The sequence below is a fragment of the Streptomyces sp. NBC_01478 genome, assembly GCF_036227225.1.
In the GTDB taxonomy this organism is placed as follows: Bacteria; Actinomycetota; Actinomycetes; order Streptomycetales; family Streptomycetaceae; genus Streptomyces.
Window position 1 is genome coordinate 11,888,253 of the sequence record NZ_CP109444.1, and the last position, 24,340, is coordinate 11,912,592.

16 protein-coding genes are annotated in these 24,340 nt (G+C 76.0%); 7 read left to right on the forward strand and 9 right to left on the reverse strand.

Going from position 1 to position 24,340, the window contains the following annotated elements; genetic code table 11:
• Positions 1 to 442 precede the first annotated feature (442 nt).
• The 4 genes from OG223_RS52820 to OG223_RS52835 all read left to right on the forward strand — a co-directional run bounded on the left by OG223_RS52820 (position 443) and on the right by OG223_RS52835 (position 7,883).
• Entirely contained in the window at positions 443 to 5,650 is a 5,208-nt protein-coding gene (locus OG223_RS52820; protein ID WP_329265046.1) for a condensation domain-containing protein, read from the forward strand.
• Between the two features lie 268 nt (positions 5,651 to 5,918).
• Entirely contained in the window at positions 5,919 to 7,142 is a 1,224-nt protein-coding gene (metK, locus tag OG223_RS52825) for a methionine adenosyltransferase (RefSeq protein WP_329240970.1), read from the forward strand.
• Positions 7,143 to 7,324: 182 nt separating this feature from the next.
• A complete protein-coding gene (locus OG223_RS52830; protein ID WP_329240968.1) occupies positions 7,325 to 7,489 on the forward strand; it encodes a hypothetical protein in 165 nt (54 codons plus the stop codon).
• Positions 7,490 to 7,595: 106 nt separating this feature from the next.
• The gene (locus OG223_RS52835; protein ID WP_329240965.1) at positions 7,596 to 7,883 is read left to right on the forward strand and encodes a DUF6059 family protein; all 288 of its coding nucleotides are present in this window, start codon (positions 7,596 to 7,598) and stop codon (positions 7,881 to 7,883) included.
• Between the two features lie 428 nt (positions 7,884 to 8,311).
• On the opposite strand, the gene OG223_RS52840 is transcribed toward OG223_RS52835, so the two are convergent.
• The 9 genes from OG223_RS52840 to OG223_RS52880 form a co-directional block, all read right to left on the reverse strand.
• A complete protein-coding gene (locus OG223_RS52840) occupies positions 8,312 to 9,325 on the reverse strand; it encodes a 3-oxoacyl-ACP synthase III family protein (RefSeq protein WP_329240962.1) in 1,014 nt (337 codons plus the stop codon).
• A gap of 140 nt (positions 9,326 to 9,465) precedes the next feature.
• Positions 9,466 to 10,635, reverse strand: coding sequence for a hydroxymethylglutaryl-CoA synthase (locus OG223_RS52845; RefSeq protein ID WP_329240959.1), 1,170 nt, complete (start codon positions 10,633 to 10,635; stop codon positions 9,466 to 9,468).
• Between the two features lie 2 nt (positions 10,636 to 10,637).
• Positions 10,638 to 11,699, reverse strand: coding sequence for a hydroxymethylglutaryl-CoA reductase (locus tag OG223_RS52850; RefSeq protein ID WP_329240957.1), 1,062 nt, complete (start codon positions 11,697 to 11,699; stop codon positions 10,638 to 10,640).
• Entirely contained in the window at positions 11,696 to 12,787 is a 1,092-nt protein-coding gene (gene fni / locus OG223_RS52855) for a type 2 isopentenyl-diphosphate Delta-isomerase (RefSeq protein ID WP_329240954.1), read from the reverse strand. The genes OG223_RS52850 and fni overlap by 4 nt, the downstream gene beginning before the upstream one ends.
• Complete coding sequence (locus OG223_RS52860) at positions 12,784 to 14,259, reverse strand: phosphomevalonate kinase (RefSeq protein ID WP_329240952.1); 1,476 nt, start codon at positions 14,257 to 14,259, stop codon at positions 12,784 to 12,786. The genes fni and OG223_RS52860 overlap by 4 nt, the downstream gene beginning before the upstream one ends.
• A complete protein-coding gene (gene mvaD, locus OG223_RS52865) occupies positions 14,256 to 15,392 on the reverse strand; it encodes a diphosphomevalonate decarboxylase (protein WP_329240950.1) in 1,137 nt (378 codons plus the stop codon). The genes OG223_RS52860 and mvaD overlap by 4 nt, the downstream gene beginning before the upstream one ends.
• Positions 15,382 to 16,389, reverse strand: a complete 1,008-nt coding sequence (gene mvk, locus OG223_RS52870) for a mevalonate kinase (RefSeq protein ID WP_329240947.1) — start codon at positions 16,387 to 16,389, stop codon at positions 15,382 to 15,384. The genes mvaD and mvk overlap by 11 nt, the downstream gene beginning before the upstream one ends.
• Before the next feature lie 757 nt (positions 16,390 to 17,146).
• A complete protein-coding gene (locus OG223_RS52875) occupies positions 17,147 to 17,332 on the reverse strand; it encodes a hypothetical protein (protein ID WP_329240944.1) in 186 nt (61 codons plus the stop codon).
• Positions 17,329 to 17,994 carry a hypothetical protein gene (locus OG223_RS52880; RefSeq protein WP_329240941.1) on the reverse strand — a complete coding sequence of 222 codons (666 nt, stop codon included), beginning with the start codon at positions 17,992 to 17,994 and terminating at the stop codon, positions 17,329 to 17,331. Before OG223_RS52880 ends, OG223_RS52875 begins: the two co-directional genes overlap by 4 nt.
• 500 nt (positions 17,995 to 18,494) lie before the next feature.
• Between OG223_RS52880 and OG223_RS52885 the strand changes: the two genes are divergently transcribed.
• The 3 genes from OG223_RS52885 to OG223_RS52895 all read left to right on the forward strand — a co-directional run bounded on the left by OG223_RS52885 (position 18,495) and on the right by OG223_RS52895 (position 24,333).
• Entirely contained in the window at positions 18,495 to 20,555 is a 2,061-nt protein-coding gene (locus OG223_RS52885) for an FAD/NAD(P)-binding protein (RefSeq protein ID WP_329265067.1), read from the forward strand.
• Positions 20,552 to 22,114 (forward strand): 3-carboxy-cis,cis-muconate cycloisomerase, encoded by a 1,563-nt coding sequence (gene pcaB, locus OG223_RS52890; protein ID WP_329240938.1) that lies wholly within the window; start codon positions 20,552 to 20,554, stop codon positions 22,112 to 22,114. Before OG223_RS52885 ends, pcaB begins: the two co-directional genes overlap by 4 nt.
• Positions 22,115 to 22,701: 587 nt before the next feature.
• A complete protein-coding gene (locus OG223_RS52895; protein WP_329265048.1) occupies positions 22,702 to 24,333 on the forward strand; it encodes an FAD-dependent oxidoreductase in 1,632 nt (543 codons plus the stop codon).
• Positions 24,334 to 24,340 lie beyond the last annotated feature (7 nt).

The following is a 24,340-nucleotide window of genomic DNA, read 5'->3' on the forward strand; positions in this document are numbered from 1 at the left end:
GGCGACGGGGGCATCCGCGCGGGACACGACGCCGCCCCGCCGCCCATCGTCGGCCGCCGGCCGCGCACTCCGCGCATCCCCGGCGGGCCGCACTGCCGTCGTTCTCGGGACCTGCTCGCACCCCGCTGCACATCCGCTCGGGGAAACGGACTCCGGGCGCACAGGGCCATTAACGTGCTCATCTCGACCGTTGTGGACGCAGGCAGGCCAGGAGGCCGTCATGGCAGAGAGGCAGCACGGCCCGGACCGGCCCCCGTGCACCCGGCCCCGCACCGCCCGCGTCACCCCGGCCGGGACCCCGCAGAACCCGCAGAACCCGCCGGGTCCGTGTGCGGCGGGCGGGCCGGCCGGGAGGAGCCCCGCAGGTCCGCCCGGCGCCCGCAGAGAGGAGACAGAGGGGAACCGGCCTCCCGTACCGGCCCGCACACCCCCGGACAACACCATGACTGCCAACCCCTTCCCGCACGCGCCGACCGTGGTGGTCCTCGGCCCCGTCCCCGGCTTCCCCGCCCGCACCGCGCCGTGGGACCTCGAACTGCGCGGACCCTTCGACGCCGCCGCACTGCACCACCTCCTGCGCCGGGCCGCCGCCGACGGGCAGGACCCGGGCACCGGGACCCACCGGCTGCTGCGGCACGCCCCCGACCACCACACACTGCGGTGCACGGCGACCGCGGACACCCCGGCCGCCGCCGTGGCGGGCCGCACCGCCGATCTGCTCACCACGGCGGCGTACGGCCACCCGCTCACCCCCGCCCAGCGCGCGCTGCTCACCCGCAGGGCCGCCCACGGCTACGAGGCGCTCTTCCTCGAAACCGCCGCCGGGACGGACGCGGAGACGGTACGCCGGGCCCTGCACACCGTCGTGGCCGCCCACCCGCACCTGTGCTTCCGCCTCGACACCGCGGCCGGCCGCCTGACCGGCCCGGCCGGACCGGGCGGCCAGGACCTGCTGACGGAGGGACAGTTCACCGACGAGGCCGGCTTCACCACGGCCGTCACCGCACTGGCCCGCACCCTCGACGCACCCGCCGGCATCCACCTGCGCGCCCTCCTCGCCCGCGACCACCGCCCCTCCCGCCCCCACACCGACCGCCTCGCCCTCCTCACCCACGAACTCACCGCGGACCCCACCTCCTGGCGAATCCTCCTCACCGACCTGACCCGGGCCCTGGGGCCGGCGGCGGTCCGGGGTCCGGCGGTGTCCTTGGGCCCGGCGGTGGCTCTGGATCCGGCGGTCGCCGGCCCGTCCACGACCGCCGGCACGGCTGCGGCCATCGGCTCGGCCACGGTCCCTTGCCCGGCTACGGCACGGGGTCCGGCCGAGGCCCCCTTCCCGGCTGCGGCCGCCGGCCAGGCTGCGGCTCCTTCCTCGGCTACGGCGCCCGGTCCGGCCGCATCCCTCGGCTCGGCCACGGCCTCCTCCCCGGCCCCGGCGGCAGACCCGGAACCGGCGCCAGATCAGGCCCCGGTCCCCGGCCCTGAGGTCCCCCCGGACACGGTGCCCGGTCCGGCTGCGGGCCTCTCCTCGGCCCCGGCCGCCGGTTCGGGTGAGGCCTTCTCCTCGGCTGCACCGGTGCCCGGTCAGGCCGGGGTCTTCCCCTCGGTCCCGGCCGCCGACTCGGGCGTGACCTCCTCCCCGGCTGCACCGGCGGCCGGCCCGGCTGGGGCCTTCCCCTCGGTCACGGCGCCGGGACCGGCCTCGGTCCTCTCCCGTGCCTCGGTCCGTACCGAGGCACGGGCGCAGTGCGCGGGCGACGGCGTGGCCGACTGGGTCGCGGGCCTGCGCGAGTTGGCCCGCGACCCCGCCGAGGCCCGTCACTGGAGCCTGGTCGCCGAGCGCAGGTCCCGCGCGGCCGCCTCCCGCTCCGCCGCCGGGCTGCCGCCCCGGCCGGGCGGGACGGCCGACGCCGTAGCGTCACCCGGCACCGCCCCGCTGCCGACCTCAGGCACCACCACCCCGGGCAGCGGACCGGACACCGCCCCGGACATCGCCGCCCCGCCGTCTGCCCTGGAGACCGGGTCGGGTACCGCGGCAGACACCGGGTCGGGTACCGGGCCGGAAACAGGGCAGGGTGCCGTCTCGGGCAATGGGCCGGGTACCGCGTCCGCGTCAGACACCGCGCCGGGTGCTGCCCCGGGAACCGGGCCAGGCACCGCCGCCTCACTGCCCGCTCCGGAAGCCGGGCCGGACACCGCCCCGCCGCCGCCCCTGGGCACCACCACCCCGGACACCGGACAGGGCACCGGGCCGGAAACCGCCTCGGACACCGGACGGGACGCCGCCCCGGAAGCCGGGCCAGGCACCGCCGCTCCACTGACCACCCCGGGAACTGGACCGGAGCCCGCCCCACTGCCCACCCCGGAAACCGGATCAGGCACCACCCCGGAAACACCCGCGCCCCCTGCCCCGAACCCGGCGCACCGCACCGGCTTCACGCTGGACGAGGAGCGGACCGAGCGGATCACCCAGCACCTGGCCCGGCGTCTCGCGCTCACCGCGGAGCAGGTGCTGACCGGTGTGTTCGCGCTGGCGCTGGCCCGGTGGCAGCACACCGACGAGGTCGGGTTCGACGTCTACGGCGATCCCCGGAGCGGTCACCCGGGCCTGTGCCGCCACGTCGGCCGGCTCACCGATGTCCACCCGGTCCAGCTCACCCTGGATCCCGGCCCCGACGCCCTGGGCCAACTGGCCGCCGCGGCAGGCTTCCTGGCCGCCGGCGCCGGGAAGGCCGTAGGCGGCGCCGGCTTCGGGGCCTGCCGTGAGTTCAGTCCCGATCCGCTGCTGCGCGCCACCCTGCGCGAACTGCCTCCCGCCCCCACCTGCCTGGTCCTGCACGCCCCGGACGAGGCGCCGTACGGCCCGGACGAAGCACTGCCCGCCCCGGCCCACCCCGTCCCCGGCCTGCCGGGACACCGCGCCCACCGCCTCCAGGCACACGCGCAGATCACCGGCGGCCGACTGCGCCTCACCCTCGACTGGTTGCCCGATGGGCACACCGACGCCCCGCCGGCCACCGGTCCCGCCACGCTCTCGGTGACCGACGGTCTACCCGACTTCCCGGGCGCCGACGGCCTCACCACCTCTTCGCCGGCCGACGGCGGGGCCGACCTCTCGGCGTCCGCCGACCTCACCGGCAGCCCGGCGTCCGCCGGCCTCACCGACCCCTCGGCGTCCGACGGCCTCCTCGACGCCCCCGGGGCCGAGGACTTCACCACTCCTTCGGCGTCCGCCGACGGCGTCGGGATCCCGGCGTCCGACGCCCCGGCGTCCACCGGCCGTACCGCCCCCTCGGCGGTCGCCGGCCTGCCCGACTCCGCGGACACCGACGACCTCACCACCCCCTCCGAGGCCTCCGGCGTCACCGGGACCTCGGCGACCACCGCCCTCCCCGGCCCCCCTGCGACTCCCGCCCTCCCCGCTCCCGCGACACCCCCCACCCCCTCGGCGACAGCCCTCGCCCCCCTGCTGCAAGACGTACTGGAAGAACTGGCCGCCACCGCCACCGCCCCGATCCCGTCCGCGTTCGCGCCCACCGCGCAGCAGGCGGCCCTCTACACCGGGGGCGACGCGCAGCCCGGTACCGGCCGGCATGTCGAGCAGCTCGTGTGGGTCTGGCACGGGCCGCTGGACGCCGAACGGTTCGGGGCCGCCTGGCAGTCGGTCTTCGACTGCGAGGCGGTCCTGCGCACGGCGTTCACCGGGGCGAACCCGCCGCGGCTGATCGTGCACGGCCGGGTCGTCCCGGACATCACCCACAAGATCCCCGCCGGCGGGGACTGGGCCCCCTTCCTGGAACGCGACCGGCTGCGCGGCTTCGACCTGCGCTGCCCCGGCCCGCTGCGCCTGACCGTGCTGGAGACGGAACAGGCCCCGCCCGCCGCCCCCGGCGCGCCCGTCCGGATCGTGCTCACCTACCACCGGGCCCTGCTCGACACCTGGTCCGCGCACCTCCTGCTGCGCACCTTCTACCGGGCCTACCTCGCCGGAGGCACCCTGCCCGGCGGCGAACGCCGGCCCGACCTGCGCGACTACACCGCCTGGACCGCCGCCCAGGACCCGCGGCCCGCCCGGGCCCTGTGGGCGCGCTGGACACCGCCCGGCGCCGCCCCCGCGGCCTCCCGGCCGGGCCGCCCGGGCGGTCCCACCGGCCTGAGCGGGGTCGGCCGGGCCCGGCTGCGCCTGGACGCCGCCGAGACCGTCCGCCTCGCCCGCTGGGCCGCCGCCCGGGGCACCGCGGAGAGCAGTGTGCTGCAGGCCGTCTGGGCGATGCTGATCCACCGTGCGTCCGGCGCCACCGGACCGGCCCCGGTGTGCTTCGCGGTGACCGTCCCGGGCCGGGGCATCGCGCTGGACGGCGCGGCCTGGCTGCCGGGCCCGCTGCGCAACCTGCTGCCGATGTCCCTCGAGGTCGACCCGGCCGACACGGTGTCCCGGCTGCTGCGCCACCTGCGCGACCGCGCCCTGGACATGGCCGCCTACGAATGGCTCCCCGCCGACCCGCCCCCCACCCCCACCCATGCCCATGCGCAGGCCGGGCCGGACGCGGACCGCGCCGAGACCGTCCTGGTCTTCGAGGACCCGCCGCACCCGGTGCAGGGCCTGGAGAACGAACTGGCCGCCCACGGCATCCGGGCCGAGTTCCCCGGCACCGTGCCCGCCCGCTCCGTGCTGCCCCTGGCCCTGCTCGCCCACCACGACAGCACCGGCGGCCTCGTCCTCACCGGCGTCCACGACCGGGCCCTCCTCGACGAGGCGGCCGCCGCCGAACTGCTGGTGCAAAGCGCCCTGCTGCTGCGCGAACTCCCCCTGGGAGCAGACGAGTTCACCACCGTCGCCCAGGTCCTGAAACTCCTCGAGGGCCGCGCCGTACCCCCCATGGCCGACCCTTCGACCACCGGCCCGGCCGACCCGGCCACCCTCACCGACCCGACCAGCGGTCCCACCGACCCGGCCGGCGCTCCCGGCTCCACCGGACCCGCCGACCCCTCGGCCACCGGTCTGCCCGGCCCGGCCACCACCACCGACTCAGCCCCCGCCCCCGGCTTCACCGGTCCTGCCGACACCCCGGTTGGTTCGGCCACGGACCTGCCCGGTCCGGCCGCCGCTACAGACTCGGCCGGCACTCCCGGCTCCATCGGTCCTGCCGACCCCCCGGCTGGCTCGGCCACCACCACCGGCCCAGCCGCCGTTCCTGGTTTCACCGGGCCAGCCGACCCCCCGGCCGCCGGTCCGGCCATCGCCCTGCCCGGCCCGCCCGGCCCGGGCACCCCACTGACCCTCCTGCGCGCCGCCCGCCACCGGCAGGCGGGCACCATCTGCCTCGTCCCGCCCCCCGGCGCACCGCCCACCTGCTACGACCTGCTGCCCCCCGCCTACCCCGGCCCCCAGGAACTGCTGCTCCTCACCACCCCCACCGTTCCCGCCGACAGCGCCGCCGCCCTGGCCGCCCGCACCGCCGGCCGGCCCCTGCTGCTGGCCGGGTTCTCCGGGGCCGGCACGGTGGCCTGCGACCTCGCCCGCCGTCTGGCCGCCGCCGGCGGACGCCGCCCGCCCCGGGTGGTCCTCACCCCCGCCCCGCCCGGCGAACGCGAACGCGCCCGCGTCCTGGCCCGGGCCCTCCAGGACGCCACCGCACCACCCCCTTGACCGGGGCCCCGCCACCCCCGAACACCCACCGCACCACCCCCTGGCCAGGGCCGCGCGACCTCCAGCGCACCACCGCGCCACCTCCCTGACCGCGGCCGCACCACCCCGGACAGGGAGGCCGCACCACCCCTCGACCGCAGCCGCTCCACTCCTGTTCCGCCGCGTTTCGACCCCGCCTCGTCCGCGGCCGGGGACCGTGGCGGTGGCACGGGCGATCCGGCCCGGCCGCCGACGCAGGCCGCGCCGGGCCGCAACCCTTTGGAGAGCCATGCCCCGTCGCCTGTTCACCTCGGAGTCCGTGACCGAAGGCCACCCCGACAAGATCGCCGACCGGATCAGCGACACCGTCCTGGACGCCCTGCTGCGCCAGGACCCCGCCTCCCGCGTCGCGGTCGAAACCCTCATCACCACCGGCCAGGTCCACATCGCCGGCGAGGTCACCACCCGCGCCTACGCCCCCATCGCCCAACTGGTGCGCGAGGCCGTCCTGGAGATCGGCTACGACTCCTCCAAGAAGGGCTTCGACGGCGCCTCCTGCGGGGTGTCGGTGTCGATCGGCGCGCAGTCCCCGGACATCGCGCAGGGCGTCGACACGGCGTACGAGAAGCGGGTCGAGGGTGCCGACGCGGGTGACGAAGGGGACGAGCTCGACCGGCAGGGCGCGGGCGACCAGGGCCTGATGTTCGGCTACGCGACCGACGAGACACCCACCCTGATGCCGCTGCCGATCTTCCTCGCCCACCGCCTCGCCAAACGCCTGACCGAGGTCCGCAAGAACGGGACCGTCCCCTACCTGCGCCCCGACGGCAAGACCCAGGTCACCATCGAGTACGACGGCGACAGGGCCGTCCGCCTCGACACCGTGGTCGTCTCCTCGCAGCACGCCTCCGACATCGACCTGGAGTCGCTGCTGGCCCCCGACATCCGCGAGTTCGTGGTCGAGGCCGAGCTGAGGGCACTGGTGGAGGAGGGCATCAAGCTCGACACCGACGGCTACCGCCTCCTGGTCAACCCGACCGGGCGGTTCGAGATCGGCGGCCCGATGGGTGACGCGGGCCTGACCGGCCGCAAGATCATCATCGACACGTACGGCGGCATGGCCCGTCACGGCGGCGGCGCGTTCTCGGGCAAGGACCCCTCCAAGGTGGACCGCTCCGCGGCGTACGCGATGCGCTGGGTCGCCAAGAACGTCGTCGCCGCGGGTCTCGCCTCGCGCTGCGAGGTGCAGGTCGCGTACGCGATCGGCAAGGCCGAACCCGTCGGCCTGTTCGTCGAGACGTTCGGTACCGCGAAGGTCGACCCGGACCGGATCGAGCAGGCCATCGACGAGGTCTTCGACCTCCGCCCGGCCGCCATCATCCGCGACCTGGACCTGCTGCGCCCGATCTACGCCCAGACCGCCGCCTACGGCCACTTCGGCCGCGAACTGCCCGACTTCACCTGGGAGCGCACCGACCGCGCCGGGCACCTGAGGGCGGCCGCCGGCCTCTGAAACCCCTGCCCCCGCCCGGCTGTTCACCGATGTTGCCGACCCGGGTTCCCGGCCGCACCGCTCGCCGCAGGCGCGGGACCCCGCCCCCGGCGGCGACCGCCCCCCCCGGAGCCCGGAGCCCGGGCCCCCGTACAGGCCGGATCACGGCCGTTCCTGATCAGCACCGAGCAGAGGAGGACGCGATGTACGACATCACCGAGGTGGACGGCAGGCCGTCCCAGGAGGCGGCGGACGCCCCCCTGCCCCTGTCCCTGCCGTTGTCCCTGTCCGGTACGCCGCCGCTGCTCCTGGCGGGGATCGACGAGGAGGAGTGGGGGGAGCCGCACGTGGTGCGCGGTATCGACTGACGCCGTCCGCCGCAACCTGGCCCGTGCCGTTCTCAAGCCGTCCGCGAGCCGCTCTTGGCAGCCTGCGGAGGAAGGAGACGGACAAGACGGCGTGGAGGGGGCGGGCATGGGACGGGTGCTGCGGGGCGGCCGGCGGGCGCTGGCGGACTATGTCGTACGGCGGCTGTGGCTGTCCCTGGTGGCCTTCGGCGCCTCCTACGAGCCGTTCGCCCAGCAGGCGGAGAGCGCCGGGCAGGAAGGGCGCCGGGCCGCGCAGCGTCCCGGCGGGCCGCCGCCGGCCCATCCCGAGCGGGTGCGTGAGGATGTCGCGCTGTCCGATCAGGAGGTGCGGATCCTGCGGCAGTTGTGGCCGGCGGGCTATGCCGGGCACCGGGCTCCCGACGGAGGCGGCTGAGGCGTCGGCCGCGGGACGCGTTCGCCCCGCCCCCGGGCGGCGCAGGCACGGCGGCCCGGGGCGAGGAGGTGGAGGTGGACCGGCGGCCGGATGCGGTCGTCGTCGGGGAGCTTTGGCCGGACGCCGGGTGAAGAGGACGTCGGCGGTCTGCGGGAGCGGGCAGGAGCCGCGGCGGTTGATGCCGTAAATCGTTGGCCCGCGGACGGGCCCGCGGACGGCTGGGCCGCGGCGGGTCTGTCCGCGGTGGCCGGGGCCGTGTGCGGCCGGGTGTTCGCGGCCGGCGGGGGAGGAGCGGGCCCGGGAACACGGGCGCACCCCCTCTGTGCGGGGGTGGTGGCGGGGCGGCCGGTGGCCGCCCCCCTTTTTTTTCTTTTCTGCTTCGCGTCCTTTTTCTGGTTCGTGCTGCCGGCCGCCCTTTTTCTTCCTGTTCACCACTCGACGAGGGCGAAGCTGGCGGCCATGCCGCCGCCGAAGCCGGCCAGCAGGACCAGTTCGCCGGGGCGGATGTCGCCGGCGCGGACGGCGGCGTCCAGGGTGATGGGGATGGAGGCGGCGCCGGTGTTGCCGTAGTGGGTCACGGTGCGGTGCATGACCGCGTGGGGGAGGGCGAGGTGGGTGAGGACGTCGTCGAGCATGACGCCGTTGGCCTGGTGGGGGACGATGTGGTGGACGTCGGCGGGCTTGACGCCGGCCTCGTGGAGGAACGCCTCGGTCAGCCCGGGGAGCCGGTCCACGACGAAGTCGCGTACGGCGCGGCCCTGCATCGCGAAGTAGTGCAGTCCGGTGTCCAGGGCGGCCGTGTCGAGGGGGTGGCGGCTGCCGCCCGCGGGGACCTGGATGAGGCCGGTGAGTTCGCCGAAGGTGTGCAGGGCGACGTGGCGGACGACGGGGCCGCGGGCGGCGGTGCCCAGCACCATCGCGCCGGCGCCGTCGCCGAAGAGCACGACGGTCCTGCGGTCGGCCGGGTCCAGGATGCGGGAGTAGATGTCGGCGCCGATGACCAGGGCGTGTCCGCCGCGGCGCAGGATGACGCTGCCGACGGCGGAGAGCGCGAACACGGTGCCCGAGCAGACGGCGTTGACGTCGAAGGCGGCGGTGCCCGAGGCGCCGAGGTTGTGCTGGACGTAGGCGGCGGTCGGGGGCTGGGGGCGGTCGGGGGTGGAGGTGGCGACCGCGATCACGGAGAGCTGGTCGGCGGTGATGCCGGCGGCTTCCATGGCGGAGCGGGCGGCGGCGGTGGCCAGGTCGGAGGTGGCCTGGGCGGGGCCGGCCCAGCGGCGTTCGCGGATGGCGGTCTTGCGGGTGATCCAGGCGTCGTCGACCCCGGCCGGGGCGCCGGCCTCGTCGTTGGAGACGATCCGCTCGGGCACGTACGCGCCGGTGCCGAGGATCCTGACGTCCCTGATGGGGCTGCCCGTGCTGAGGATCGTCGCGTCGTCCATGCGGCTGCCCTCCCCTTCGCATGGTGCGTGAATGGATGAATGAACAGGTGAATGAACAGGTGGACGGGTGAATGGGCGGGTGGGGGGTGGGGGGTGTCCGGTGACCGCCCGCGCTCCCGCGGGCGGTACGGGCGGTGTGGTCAGCGGGTGGTGTAGAGGCGTTTGTGGCCGCTGATGCCGGCCAGCCGGTAGGGGCCGGTGGTCTGGGCGGGGGTGGCGTGGTCGCCGCCGTCGGCGGGCAGGCGGTGTTCGTGCAGGGCGCGGTAGCCGGCGTAGTCGACCTCGGTGCGCCGGGTGACGGCCTCGCGGTGCGCGGTGGTGCGCAGGCGGTCCTGGTAGCCGGCGACGACGGTGCCGGCGAAGAACTCCGCCACCGATCCGGAGCCGTAGCTGAGGAAGCCGATGTGGCGGCCGGTGAGGTCGTCGGCCTGGTCCAGGAGGGCGGCCAGGGCGAGGTAGAGGGAGGCGGTGTAGCTGTTGCCGATGACCCGGTTGTAGGCGGTGGTGTGGCCCAGGGCGGCGGTGACGGTGTCCGGGTCGGTGTCGCGGCCGCAGTAGTTGAGGAGGTGGCGGTGGGCCTTGTAGGCCATCTTGGTGAACGGCTGGTGGTAGCAGAACGCGGCGAACTCCTCCAGGGTGCGCCCGCCCTGCTCGGTGTAGTCCTTCCAGGTGCCCTCGACGGCCTGGAGGTAGGCGCCGACGGACTCCTGTCCGTCGACCAGGGCGGTGTCGCGGTAGTTGGGCCGCCAGAAGTCCATGACGTCGGCGGTGAACACACCGGAGGGGTCCTCGATGCGGACCAGGGCGGGGTCGACGCCGACGAGCATGGCGACCGCGGCGGCGCCCTGGGTGGCCTCGCCGGGGCTGTCCAGGTCGTAGCGGGAGACGTCGCTGGCGATGACGAGGACCTGCTGGGCGGGGTCGCGGCGGACCAGGCCGACGGCGAACTGCAGGGCGGCGGTCGCGCCGTAGCAGGCCTGTTTGAGTTCGACGACGCGGGTGGCGGAGGGCAGGCCGATGAGGGAGTGGACGTAGATGCCGGCGGCCTTGGCCTGGTCGACGGAGGACTCGGTGGCCAGGATGAGGGTGCGGATGCGGTCGGTGCCGTGGCGGGCGACCAGGGGGGCGGCGGCGGTGGCGGCGAGGGTGACGATGTCCTCGTCGGCCGCGGCCACGCTCATCGACTCCTGGCCGATGCCGACATGGTATTTGCCGATGTCGGTGCCGTTGTGGGCGGCGAGCGCGGTGTGCGGCAGGACGAACTCGCCGGTGGCGATGGACAGGTCGTGGATTCCGATGGACAGGGACATGGTCAGGCACCAACCTTTGCGGTCCGGGGGTCGCGTTCCAACTGGACGTGTGCGCGCATCAGTTCGCCGGGGTTGGTCTGCGCGGCGAGCAGGGACAGTTCCCCGCACAGCACGCTCGCGGCGGCGATGACGGCGAGGCGGCGGGCGTTCTCGCCGGGCGCCCGCTCCTCGCGGCAGCCCAGGCGGGTCAGGTTCGTCTCCACGAAGCCCAGGCCCTTGCCGTTGCCGACGGTGCCGACGATCAGGTTGGGCAGGGTGCAGGCGAAGTAGAGGTCGCCGTCGCGGTCCTCGGCCATCGTCACGCCCTGCGAGCCCTCGACGATGTTGGCCGCGTCCTGGCCGGTGGCCAGGTAGAAGCCCAGCAGCATGTTGGCGTAGTGGGCGTTGGCCGAGCGCACCCCGCCGGCGAGCAGGGTGCCCAGCAGGTTCTTGCGCAGGTTGAGCCGGGCGACCTTGGCGGCGGTGGTGTGCAGGACGTCGTGCACCACGTCGCGGGGCACCAGGAGTTCGGTGACGACGTTCTTGCCGCGGCCCAGGATGCCGTTGACGGCGCTGGCCTTCTTGTCGGTGCAGTAGTTCCCGGAGATCGAGCCGTAGGAGATGTCCGGGACGGTGGCCAGGAGGTGGGCCAGCAGGGCGTCGGAGGCGAGGGTGGCCATGTTGTGGCCCGAGGCGTCGCCGGTGGAGAACTCGAAGCGCAGAAACAGCAGGTTGGCGTTGATCTCGTGGCGCACGCCGAGCAGCCGGGCGTAGCGGCTGCAGCCGCGCACCACCTCCCGCAGTTCCTCGATGCGGGCCTCCACCGTCCGCGCGGCGCTGTGGGCGGCCTGGGCGTCGGCGGCCTCGACCAGGACGGAGCGGGTCATCCGCTCGTCCACGAGGGTGGCGACGATGCCCTCCTCGACCAGCATGGAGACCTTCGCGCCGCGGCCCACCGAGGGCCACAGCGGTGACTCGTAGGTGGCCAGCGGGATGCGGGTCTCGGTGCGGGCGACGTTCCCGGAGATGCGCAGGGGGCCCACCCAGCGCATCGGGATCCCGGCGGTGGCATGGGTGTCGGTCATCGGGTGCTTCCCGTCGTCGGGGCGCGCAGCGCGCCGGAGCTGGAGCGGCGGGCGAGGGTGCCCGTGTCGATGCCGCGGTCGGCGCAGAAGGCGCGCAGGGAGCCGTGGATCAGCAGGTCGCAGCGGGTCAGATCGGCCGGGGCGGGGGCGCCGAGCATCGTCTGCAGGGCCGCCAACTGCTCCAGCCAGCAGGTGAGCTGAGCGGTCAGGGCGTCCACGCCGCCGTCCAGGAGGGTGCGCAGGAAGACGCCGGAGGCGCCGACCGCGCGGGCTCCCAGGGCCAGGGCGCGGGCGGCGTCCAGCGGGGTGCGCACGCCGCCGGAGGCCAGCAGCGGCATCCCGGTGTCCTGGGCGTCCAGCAGGCAGGCGGGCGCGGACTGGCCCCAGTCGTGCAGGAAGGCGTACTCGCCCAGCGCCCGGCGGCCGTTCTCGATGCGGGCGAAGTCGGTGCCGCCGCGGCCGCTGACGTCGGCCGCGGCCACGCCCAGCGTGCCCAGGAGCTGGACGCTCTGGCGGCTCAGCCCGTTGCCGACCTCCTTGACGATCACGGGGATGTCGACGGCCGCCGCGATCTTCTCGATCTGTCCGGGCCAGGCGGCGAAGGACCGGTCGCCCTCCGGCATCGCGGTCTCCTGCGCGGTGTTGACGTGGATCTGCAGCGCGTCGGCCCGCAGCAGCTCGATGGCCCGCCACACGTTGTCCACCGACGCCGTCGCGTTGACGTTGGCCAGCACGAACCCGTCCGGGTTCTCCTCGCGCAGCACCCGGAAGGTGCCCGCGCAGGAGGGGTCCTTGAAGTAGGCGTTCATCGACCCGGACGCGACCGGCACCCCCGTCTCCCGGGCGGCGGTCGCCAGGTCCCGGTTGATGGCGCCGGTGCGGGCGCTGCCGCCGGTCATCGCGTTGACGTAGAGGGGCACCGGCCAGGACAGGCCGGCGAAGGAGGTGGCCAGGGACACCTCCCGGCGGTCCAGGCCCGCCAGCGCGTGGTGGACGAACGACACCTCGTCGAACTGGTTGCCCCCCTGCGGGGTGTCCTGCTGCTCGATGGCGAGCCGGACGTGGTCGTCCTTGCGTTGAGCGCTCATGTGTGCCGGTTCCTTCCGGGCTCTCGCGCGGCGGGACGCACCGGCAGGGGCTGCACCCCGGCCGCGCTCCACTGCCGCCGTACCTGACAGATGTGCCGGTCCGCCGCCGCGTCCAGCAGGGCGATACCGCAGTCGCCGCCGCCGGCCCCCGACGGCTTGGCCGCGCCGCCGGCGGCCTCGGCCGCCTCGCACAGCCGGGTCAGCCGGTCGGTGAAGATGCCGAGCCCGACCGCCTCGTCCAGCCGCGCCAGCTCCCGGCGGGCGGCGCGGATCTGCTCCAGCAGCCCGGCGCCGTCGCCCCGCTCCAGCGCGGCCGCCGCCGCCTCCACCAGGTGGTTGGAGGCGGTGGTGTACCGGCCGCGGGCGGCGCCGTCCGGCCGGCCGCGGCGGTGCAGGCCGGCCACCAGGGACGCGGTGGAGACGGGCTCCCCGGTCCAGCCGACCTCCAGGCGCAGCCCGGCCGGCGCCGGCAGCCGCCGCACCGTGTGGCCCGGCCAGGGCGCGGCCAGCGCCCGCCCGATGCCGACCCGCCGGGCCAGGTCGAGCACGAAGTCCCGGTCCGGCGCCCGGTAGAGGATCCAGCCGCCCCAGGCACTGGCGGCCAGATCACCCCCCGAGCCCTTCGGGTCGATCCGCGCGCCGGCCAGCATCGCCAGCCGGTAGCGCTCACCGGCCGACAGCTCCACCCCGCAGAACCCGGCCACGGCGTCCACCGCCGCCACGGTCACCGCACCGGAGGAGCCCAGCCCGTACTTGCGCCCGCCCTCGTGCAGCGCACTGCGCACCGACACCCTCAACGCCGGTACGCCCAGCCCGCGTTCGGCCACCAGCGCGGCCACCGTCTCGACGGCCGACACCACATACGCCAGCGCGTCCCGGGCCCGGCTCCCGTCACCGTCCCCTTCACTGCCACTGCCACTGTCTCCGGGACCGCCGTCGTAGCCGTGGGCGACCAGCCGCCCCTCCCGCCAGCGCCAGGCGACGGGCCGGGAGATGAGGTCGCTGGAGATCACTACGTCGGGGGCGGTGAGTGTGGTGGGGGTGGCGGGTTCGTTGGGTGTGCCGGGTCCGTCGAGGTTGTCGGGTGTGCCGGACCCGCTGGGGTTGCCGGGTGCGCTGGATGCGCCGGATCCGCGGGGTCTGTTGGACACGTGAGGGGCGCGGGCGCTGCCCGGTCCGCCGGGGCTGCCCGGTCCGGCGGGACTTCCGGGTCCGCCGGGTCCGCAGGGTTCGTTCGATGCGCCGGGTCCGTCGAGGTTGCCTGGTCCGTCGGGTGTGCCGGTGCTGCCGGACTCGCCGGCTGTCCCGGTGACGGTGACGGTGATGTACCGGTCGACCGCCACCAGGATCGCCGGGTTGCCCGGCTCCACCACCGCGTACTCGCCCGCGACGAACAGCTTGCCCGGCGCCCGCCGCACCACCGTGCGCCCCGCGGACACCCCTGCCGCCGTCGCCGCTGTCGTGGCCGTCATCGGTCGGCCCCGTCCAGCAGACGGGCCCCGGGCCCCGGGCCGGCGACCAGCACCCGTGCCGCCGGGACGGCCTCGCCGACGGCGTCGGCCACCCGCCGCGCGTCCGCGCGCCGGCACAGCACCTTCACGTTCGGCCCGGCGTCCATGGTCGCGTACGCCGCCACGCCCTCCCGCCGCAACCCCAGCACCCGGTCCAGCACGGTGACCGTGGCCGGCGACAGGTAGCGCACCGCGGGCCGCGCCGCCAGCATCGTCGCGTGCATCCCCAGCGCGTTGCGCTCCGCGATCTCGCCCACCGCCTCCAGGTCACCGCGCCCCAGCGCCGCCCGCATGCCGGCCAGGTCGGCCCGGCTGGAGGCGGCCCACGGCCGGTACAGCGGCGAGGTGTCCACGGTGCGGCGCATCGCCTCCCGGCTGGAGACCGTCTTGGGGCCCGCGTCGAGCACGGCGACGACCAGCGCCGGGTCCAGGCCGCCGGCGACGGGCACCGGCTCGGCGTAGGAACCCGCGTCCGCCGCCGCGCCCGTGGCGGAGGGCGCCCCGGCGTGCCAGACGGCGAAGCCGCCGAACACCGACCGCGAGGCCGACCCCGAACCCCGGCGCGCCAGCCGGGACAGCCCGCCGGCGTCCAGCTCCAGCCCGTAGGCGGCCGCGGTGGCCACGGCCAGCGCGGCGAACCCGCTGGCCGAGGACGCCAGCCCCGCCCCGGTGGGCACGGTGTTACGGCTGTCCACCACCGCCCGCCACGGCAACCGGGCCCGCTCCCGCACCAGTTCCAGGAACGCGCCGACCCGCCGGGCCGCCTCGCCCCTCGCGGGCACCCCGTCGAGCGTCACCTCGTCGCGGCCGGCCGTGGCGTCCAGTCGGACACGGGTGGTGGTCGGGAAGACGTCCAGCGTCATCGACAGACTGTCGGTCCAGGGCAGGATCAGCCGCTCGTCCCGCTTGCCCCAGTACTTGACCAGCGCGATGTTCGGATGCGCGACCGCGGTGACACCGGCGGCGGCGTCCGCCTGCGGCCCGCCCCGCGCCGGGCGCGGGGCGGGCCTCGCCGGGCGGGGCGCGGTGTCCGGCACGCCCGCCGCGGTCTCCAGCGGGCCCGGCACAGTGGTCGGTCGTTGTTCACGGCGCATGGTTGTCGAGCCCCTTCAGCGGTACGAGCCATGTCTGTACGGCGCCTGCCTCGTGCAGCCGCCGGGTGACCTCGCGGGCCCGCTGCGGCGGGGCCAGCGCGATCATGCAGCCGCCCAGACCACCGCCGGTGATCTTGGCGCCGAGGCTGCCCGCCCCCAGCGCGGCGTCGACCAGCCGCTCGATGGGGCCGGTGCTCAGGCGGGCCGCCCGCAGCAGCGCGTGATAGTCCGTCATCCGCCGGCCCAGGTCACCGGCCCGGCCCTCGGCGAGGGCCAGCCGGGCCTCCTCGGCCAGCCCCGAGGCCCGCCGCACGAACCGTGCCCGCGCCCCGGGCCGGCGCCCGAACCCCTCCCGCAGCAGCTCGACCGCCTCCCGGGTACTGCCCGGCTCACCGCTGTCCGCGACGATGAACAGGCCCTCGCAGCCCAGCTTCAGCTCCCGTGTCCGGCCCGCCTGGAACAGCAGCGGGCGCAGCGCGCCGACGGTCATGGCGTCGACACCGCTGGCCCTGCCGTGCGCCATGTTCTCGGCCGTCTGCACCAGTTCGAACGCCGTGGCCTCGTCCAGCTCCCGGCCGAAGAGGTCGGCCAGCGCGAACGCGATCGCCCGCGAACTGGCCGCGCTGGAGCCCAGCCCCCGGCCGTGCGGGATCGCACCGTCGAGGATCACGTCCAGATGCGGCCGGCCGCTCACGCCCATCCGCGTCTTGAACTCCGCGGTCAGCCGGCGCAGGCCGTCGGAGGCCTGCGTCACCATCGCCCGCGAGGGGGAACCGGTCACCGTGTAGGACAAGTCGCCCTGCCCGTCGCCGGGTTGGGAGGACCATCCGGCACTGGCGGTGACCGTGAGCTGCGGGATGGGCAGGGCGAGCGCCGGGGCTCCGTAGACGACCGCGTGCTCTCCCAGCAGGATCGCCTTGGCGTGGGCGCGGCCGATGCCGACCGAGCGGGTCCGGCGGCTGTCCGGCACCCCCTCCGCCGAGGTCGGTAGAGTCAACGCACTCAGCTCCCTATGTCTGTTGTGCACGGAGATGTCTGTTGTGCAGAGAGGCCGCACGGCCATGCCGGACCGCCCCGCCCCGAGACGCGGAGACCCGGAGGTCCGGAGGTCCGGAGGCCGGAGAGGGGTGGAGGCGGGGGTGGGGCGGGGCCTGCGAGGGTGTACGGCGGCAACTGCCGTACACGGCAGGGGACTTCGGGGACTTCACCGGCGGCACGGCGGCGGCGCGGCATCGGCGACAGCGCCCGGGTGCGCCGGGCGGCGGAACGGATGCGGTGAAAGAAGCAGTGAGAGAAGTAGTGAAAGAAAAAGTGCCGCCCGCCGGATGACGGACGGCTGCGGCACGCGCCCCCTGCCGCGGTACGGCCTCGCGGCGGCTTTTGGGCAGGGGGGATGTAGGGAGATAGTGACACGGGGTCAGGCCCCCCGCCAACACCGCACCGAAGTGACGTGGGTCACTCGAATGGGGGGTGGATCCGCGACCGGCACAACCGGCGCAGCCGCGGCTGCCAGGGCAGTCGCGGCGGGCACGGCGGGGGTTCTTCGGGCGTACGGAGCACGGAAGTTGAGGCACCGTCAGAAGCTCGGACGGCCCGGAAACCGGAGCCGGAAACCAGAAGCCGGAGTCGGGACCGGGAGCCGGGAGCCGGGAGCCGGGAGCCGGGACCGGAGCGGCGAGGGCCGAGGTCCGGGAGCCGGAGTGTGAGGGGCGTAGTACGGGCTCCGTGCTCCGTGCTCCTGGGCCGGTGTCCGGTCAGGGCCGGCGGTGCAGGGCGATCTCGGTGAGTTCCTCGATGTCGAACTCGGAGCGGCGGTTCGGGGCGCCGTAGCGGGTGATCTTCCCGCGGCTGACCCACTTGCGGATGGTCGCCTCGGACACCCCCATGGCGAGGGCGGCCACTTTGGTGGGGACGAGCCGGTGGCTCGGTGGCTTGATCATGCGCTGACACCCTTCCGCTGCCGTTCCATCAGTGTGCGCAGCCCCAGCCACTCGCCCACGTTCCAGGCGTGCCCCGAGGAACAGCGGATGCTGCCGCCCGACCCCGAACCGGCACCGCTGCCGGTACTGCCGCCGCCCGTGCCGGTGGCGCGCTGCGGGAGGGCGCTGATCGTCCCCGGGCAGCCGTCCACCACGCAGCCGCGGATGAGGGCGTGCAGGGGATGGGGGTCGGGGTCGATGGTCTGGCGCAGTTCGCCGACGAGGCGTTCGATCTCCTCGGCGAAGTCGTCCGCCGGGGGCTGGCCGGCGAGCCATTCCAGATGCCGGGTCAGAAACCGTGCCAGGGAGGGAACGGCCCGCGGCGGAGTGGTGATTCCGCGTTTTTCCGCGACCATCGACGACCACGACTCGAGAATGGTCTCGATGTTGTGCCGGGCGTCGAGCACGGTGATGTCCAGGTGGTCCCTGCGGCGGCTGCCGGAGACCTTGGTGGGATTCGTGCGCCGGCCCGTCAGGGACGCCTGGTGCAGGCATTCCTGATGCAGGGCGGGAAGCACCCGCAGATGCTGCGCCGCCCTTCGCACGCACGGGGCGCAGAGGACGGACCCGGCGGCGGCGACGCTTTCCTGGGAGTGGCTCCTGAGGCATGACTGGGAATTCATCGAAACTCCTTCACGAGGCGCCTGGGCCCCGCAACCGCTGTCCACAACTCCGTTTTTTGATATCCCGTGATATCCCGTGCCGATCAAGGCAGTTGACCCGGCGCTTTCCTCCGCCGGAGGCGGGCGCAACAGCCCCTGGCGGTCCCTTGACGGTTCCTTCCATTACCCGACGGGTGACTCGAGTCCCGATACAGCCCCGTTCGCGAACACGCCGGTGAAATGCGCTCCCCGATTCCTCAAGGCCTTTTCCACCCGCAGCCGAGCCCTGGTCGAGCGCCGGCGCCCACGGTGGCCGCAGGAAGGGAGGAACTGTGGACGGTACGCACGCAGGCGAACGCGCAGTAGACGCCGGACTCCTCGCAGGGCCGCTCGTCACGACGGCTGATACGACGGCCGATGCGACGGCCGGTCGGTTTCCCCCGGGCGGGGCCCGTCCGCCCGGGGACCCCCACCCGCGCGCCGCCGCACCGCCGCCCGGCGGCGGCACCGCGGCGGCGCATCTGGAGGTGTGCCTGGTCGGTGCCGGACCCCGGGGCCTTTCCGTACTGGAACGGCTGTGCGCGCAGGAACGGAAGTCGCCCCGATGGGACACCGTCACCGTGCATGTCGTCGACCCCGACCCGCCGGGCTCGGGCCGGGTGTGGCGCCCCAGCCAGTCGCGGCACCTGCTGATGAACACCGTCGCCTCGCAGGTGACGGTCTACACCGACGCCAGCGTCCGCATCGACGGCCCGCTGGAGGAGGGGCCGAGCCTGTACGAGTGGGCCCGCGCCCTGGAGTCGGGCACCCTGGAGAGCTGCCCCGGACCGGTGGCCGGCGCGGACATCCTCACCGAGGCGCGCGCCCTGGGCCCCGACACCTATCCCACCCGCGCCCTCTACGGCTCCTATCTCACCTGGGCGTTCGGGCGGGTCGTCGCGAACGCCGCCGCGCATGTGCGGGTGCGTGTCCACGCGGCGCGCGCCGTCGCCCTCACCGACGCCGACGGCCGGCGGGCCGGGCGCCAGAGCGTCACCCTGGAGGACGGCACCCGGCTGGGCGCTCTGTCCGCGGTCGTCCTGGCGCAGGGCCACGTACCGGCACGGCTCTCGCCCACCGAGCGGCGGCTGGACCGTTTCGCCGCCCGGCACGGCCTGACCTACGTGGCCCCCGCCAACCCGGCCGACGTGGACCTCTCCTTCGTACGGCCCGGCGAGAGCGTGCTGCTGCGCGGGCTGGGCCTCAACTTCTTCGACCACATGGCCCTGTTCACCCGGGGCCGGGGCGGCGTCTTCACCCGCACCGGCGGGCGTCTGGTCTACCGGCCCTCGGGCCGCGAGCCGCGCCTGTACGCCGGATCGCGGCGCGGGGTGCCCTACCAGGCGCGCGGCGAGAACGAGAAGGGCGCCCACGGCCGCCACCGCCCCCGGCTGCTGACGGCCGGCTGCATCGCCGCCCTGCGCGCGGGGGACCGGCGCAGCACGGCCGTCGACTTCGCCGCCGACCTGTGGCCGCTGATCTCCAAGGAGGTGTGCGCCGTCTACTACGCCGCCCTGCTGGTGCGGCGCGGCGAGGCGGCCGCGGCGGCCGAGGAGTTCACCGAGCGCTACCTGCACGCCGAGCCGGGCGCGGCCGAGGACCGCCTGCTCGACGAAGCCGGCATCGCCGCGGCCGAGCGCTGGGACTGGGAGCGCCTGGCCCGCCCCTACGGCACCCGCGGCTTCCGCGACCTGGCGGCCTTCCGCACCTGGCTGCGCGGGCATCTCGACGAGGACGTCCGCCTGGCCCGCCAGGGCAACGTCAGCGGACCGGTCAAGGCGGCCCTGGACGTGCTGCGCGACCTGCGCAACGAGGTCCGGCTCGCCGTCGACCACGCCGGCCTGTCCGCCGCCTCCCACCGCGAGGACCTGGAGGGCTGGTACACCCCGCTCAACGCCTACCTCTCCATCGGCCCGCCGGCCTCGCGGATCGAGGAGATGGCCGCGCTCATCGACGCCGGCGTCCTGGAGGTGACCGGCCCCGGCCTGCGGGTGAGCGCCCAGGCGGACGACCCGGAGGGCCCCTGCTTCCTGGCGACCTCCGACATCCCCGGCGTACAGGTCCGGGCCGGCGTCCTCATCGAGGCCCGGCTGCCCGCGATCGACCTGCGGCGCACCGCCGACCCGCTGATGAACCAACTGCTGCGCACCGGCCAGTGCCGCCCCTACCGCATCCCCGCCGCCGACGGCCCCGGCACCGGCCCCGGCAGCACCGACACCGGCAGCGGAACGGGGTACGAGACGGGGGGACTGGAGGTGTCCGAGCGGCCCTACCGCCTCGTCGACGCCCGCGGGGTGCCCCACCCGCGCCGCTTCGCCTACGGGGTGCCCACCGAGTCCGTGCACTGGGTGACCGCCGCGGGCATCCGGCCCGGCGTCGGCTCGGTCACCCTGGAGGACTCCGACGCCATCGCGGCGGCGGTCCTCGCCGTGCCCCAGGCACCCGCGCCCCTGCGCCGGCCGGCCTGGGCCGGAACAACTCCCGTGCCCCCAAGCCCCGTCACGGCCCCGGTCACGGCCCCGAGCGCGAAGGCAGGCGCATGACCTCCTCCTGGCAGTCCCCGCAGTCCCCGCAGTCCCCGCAGTCCCCGCAGTCCGGGCGGTCTCCGCGGTCCCTGCCGCCCGCGGCCCTGTCCGCCCATCTGGACGCCGGGCTGCTGTCACCGGTGCGGGCGGGCACCCCGGTCGAGGCGGCCGTCGGCGACGGCGCGTGGCTGCAGGCGATGCTGGACGCGGAGGCGGCGCTGGCCCGCGCGCAGGCCCGCCTGGGCACGGTGCCCGCCCGGGCGGCGGCCGCCGTCACCGCGGCGGCCCGCGCGGAGCTGTTCGACGTACGCGAACTCGCCCTGGCCGCGCGGGAGACCGCCAACCCGGTGGTGGGCCTGGTCAAGGCGCTGACCGCGCGGGTCGCCCAGGACTGCCCGGCCGCGGCCGAGTACGTGCACCGCGGCTCCACCAGCCAGGACGTCCTGGACACCGGCGCGATGCTGGTGGCCGCCCGCGCGCTGCGCCTGATCGTCGCGGACCTGCGGGCCGTCGCCGACGCCCTGGCCGCCCTGGCGGCCGGGCACCGCGACACGGTGATGGCGGGCCGCACCCTGGCCCTGCACGCGGTGCCCACGACCTTCGGTCTCAAGGCGGCCGGCTGGCGCCGCCTCGTCCTGGACGCCGCCGACCGCCTCGGCCGCCTCGCCGACGGCGGGCTCCCGGTGTCGCTCGGCGGCGCGGCCGGCACCCTGGCCGGCTATCTGCAGTACGCGGATCCGGGCACCGACCCTGCCGTCCTGGCGACGGCCCTGACCGAGGCCTTCGCCGAGGAGACGGGCCTGGCCGCACCGGTGCTGCCCTGGCACGCGCTGCGCACCCCCCTCGCCGATCTGGCGGCCGGCCTCGCGCACGCGGCCGGGGCGCTCGGCAAGATCGCCGCGGACGTGCTGGTGCTGGCCCGTACCGAGATCGGCGAGGTGGCCGAGCCCGCCGTCGCCGGACGGGGCGCGTCCTCGGCGATGCCGCACAAACGCAACCCCGTGCTGGCGACCCTGATCCGCTCCGCCGCCCTGCAGGTGCCCGCGCAGGCGACCGTCCTGATGCAGTGCCTGGCCGCCGAGGACGAACGCTCGGCCGGGGTGTGGCACGCGGAGTGGCAGCCGCTGCGCGAGTGCCTGCGGCTGACCGGCGGCGCCGCGCACACGGCCCTCGAACTCGCCCGCGGCCTGACCGTCCGCCCCGAACGGATGCGCGCCAACCTCACGGCCACCGGCGGACAGCTCCTCTCGGAGCGCGTCTCGGCCGTCCTGGCCCCCCGGCTGGGCCGGACGGCGGCCCGGGAACTCCTCACCCGCGCCTCCCTGCTCGCCACCCGCACCGGCCTCCCGCTCGCCGACGTCCTGGCCGGCCTCCCGGAACTGGCCGGCGTCCTCACCCCCCAGGAGGCGACGGCCCTGTTCGACCCGGCCGGCTACACCGGCGCCGCCGCGGCCCTGGTGGACCGCTCCCTCGCCCTGCCCGGCCCCACCGCCACCGGCCCCGCCACGGGCTCCGGCCAGGGCATGGGTTCCGGTACGGGTGCGGTGGCGGCGCCGTCCGGCGGACACGGCGCCTGACGGCGCCTCACCCGCCGGGCCGGACGGCTTCGCCCACTGGACCTGCTGGACCCGCTGCCCGCGACGGCGCCTGCGGCATCCACCGGCCGGCCCGGCACCCGGGTGCCCGCCGGTCCGGCCGCCGGCGTCCGTCGTACCTGCCGTCCGCGACGGTGCTCCGCCTGCGACGGCGCCCCGGGCACCCCGGCCCTGCGCCCGGGTGTCCACCGGGCCCGGCACTCGGCCCGCCCCCCGGGCGTGCGCCCCCGATCCGGCACCGGACCGACGCGCGGGCCCCGGCCCCGGCCTCCGGGCCCCCGCCCGGGCCCCCGCAACGGGGGCCGGCACCGCCCCTCGGCCCGCCCCCCCCGCAACCGGCCCCGGAATACGTCCCGGCCCGGTTTTCCCCCTGGTCGCGCCCCTGTCGCCGGAGTCCTGCCGGAGTCCTTCTCGAATCCTCCCGGAGTCCGTCCACAGCCTCGCCGGAGTCCGGCTCGAGGCGTGCTGGAGGCGTGCTGGAGAGGTGGTCCCCGGGCGGTCGAAGCGGCCGTCGGGGGGTGTCGGGGCGCCGCATGATGAAGGCACAACGAGCAGGGAGGGCAGCCGAGTTGAGTGCATACGCGGGGGCCGGCGCGGGTGGTGGCCACGGGCGTGCCGTGGTGATCGGCGCCGGTCTCGCCGGGCTCACCGCGGCACGGGCCCTGGCCGGCTTCATGGACCACGTCACGGTGATCGAGCGCGACTGGGTGCCCTCCGGACCGGGGCGGCGTCCGGGTGTGCCCCAGGCCCGGCACACCCATGTGCTGGTGCCGGCCGCCCATCAGGGGCTGGAGCGGCTGTTCCCCGGCATCGGCCAGGACCTGGCCGCCGCCGGGGCGGTCCGCGTCACCGTGCCCAAGGACATGCTGGTGCTGGGGCCGGGCGGCTGGCTGCCCCGCTTCGACGCCGGCCTGCCGCTGCTCTGCGCCGGCCGCGACCTGATCGACGCGGTGGTGCGGGCGCGGCTGCGCGCCGACCCGAAGGTGGACTTCCTGCCCGGGCACGAGGCCGTCGCCCTGCGCGGCGGCCGCCACGACACCGTCACCGGCGTGTGGATACGCGGCCGCGACCGCACCGCCCCCGACAGCAGGGGCGGGCCGGGCGTACGGCGTCTGCTGCCGGCCGAGTTCGTGGTGGACGCCTCCGGCCGCGGCTCCCAGGCCTCCCGCTGGCTGGCCGAACTCGGCTACGGGCAGCCCCCGTTGAGCGTGGCCGCCGCCCCGGCCGCCTTCGCCACCGCCGTGTTCGCCCCGCCGGTGGGCCATGTCGCCGACTGGAAGAGCCTGCTGCTCATGGCCGCGCCCGGCCATCCGCGCCAGGGCGTCCTGCACCCCGTCGAGGGCGGCCGCTGGTCGGTGACCCTCACCGCCGCCGGCACCGCCCGCCCGCCGGCCGGCCACGCCGGGCTGCTGCACGCCGCGCGCGCCCTGCGCCACCCGCTGCTGCACGACGTCCTCGAGGCCGCCACCCCGCTGGGCCCGGTCTACGGCTGCACCCGCGCCGGCGTCCGCTGGCACCGCTACGAGAAACTGCGCCGCTGGCCCGACCAGTTCCTGGTGGTCGGCGACGCGCTGGCGGACCTGGACGCGGCCGGCGGCCAGGGCATGGCGCTGGCCGTGCGGTGCGCGCTGGCGCTGGAGCAGTTACTGGCCGGCCACGGCACGGCCGTCGGCATCAGCCACCGGCTGCGCCACGCCCTGGCCCGCGAGGTGGCCCCCGCCTGGCGGACGGCCCGCCGCACCCCCGGCACGGCACACCCCCCGCACGCCCCGAACACCCCGGGAACGGCAGGCACTTGGGACACGGCGGGCACGGCGGCCGCGGACCGGCAGGCGGCGGCGGCGTCGCAGGACGGCCCGCCGCGCCCCCCTCTCACCGCCCGGTACACGGCCTGGTACGCGGCCCGTGTCGCGGCCGCCGCGACCACCGACCCGTACGCGGCCACCCTGCTGCTGCGCACCCTGCACGCCCCCGGCACCCCGCCGGCCCCGGCCGCGGCGCTGCGGCCGCGCGCGCTGCGGGCCGCCCTGCGCACCCCGCGCGGCCCCGCCCCGTACGCGCCCCCCAGCACCACCCACGGCCCCGACGCGCCCCGCCGCCGCACCGCACCGGCACCCGCCCGCCCGGTCCCGGCCGGTGCCCCGCGCCCCGCCGCACCCGCGCCCGCGGCGGCCCCCGCCGGTGAGCGGAGGCGGCCGTGAACACCCC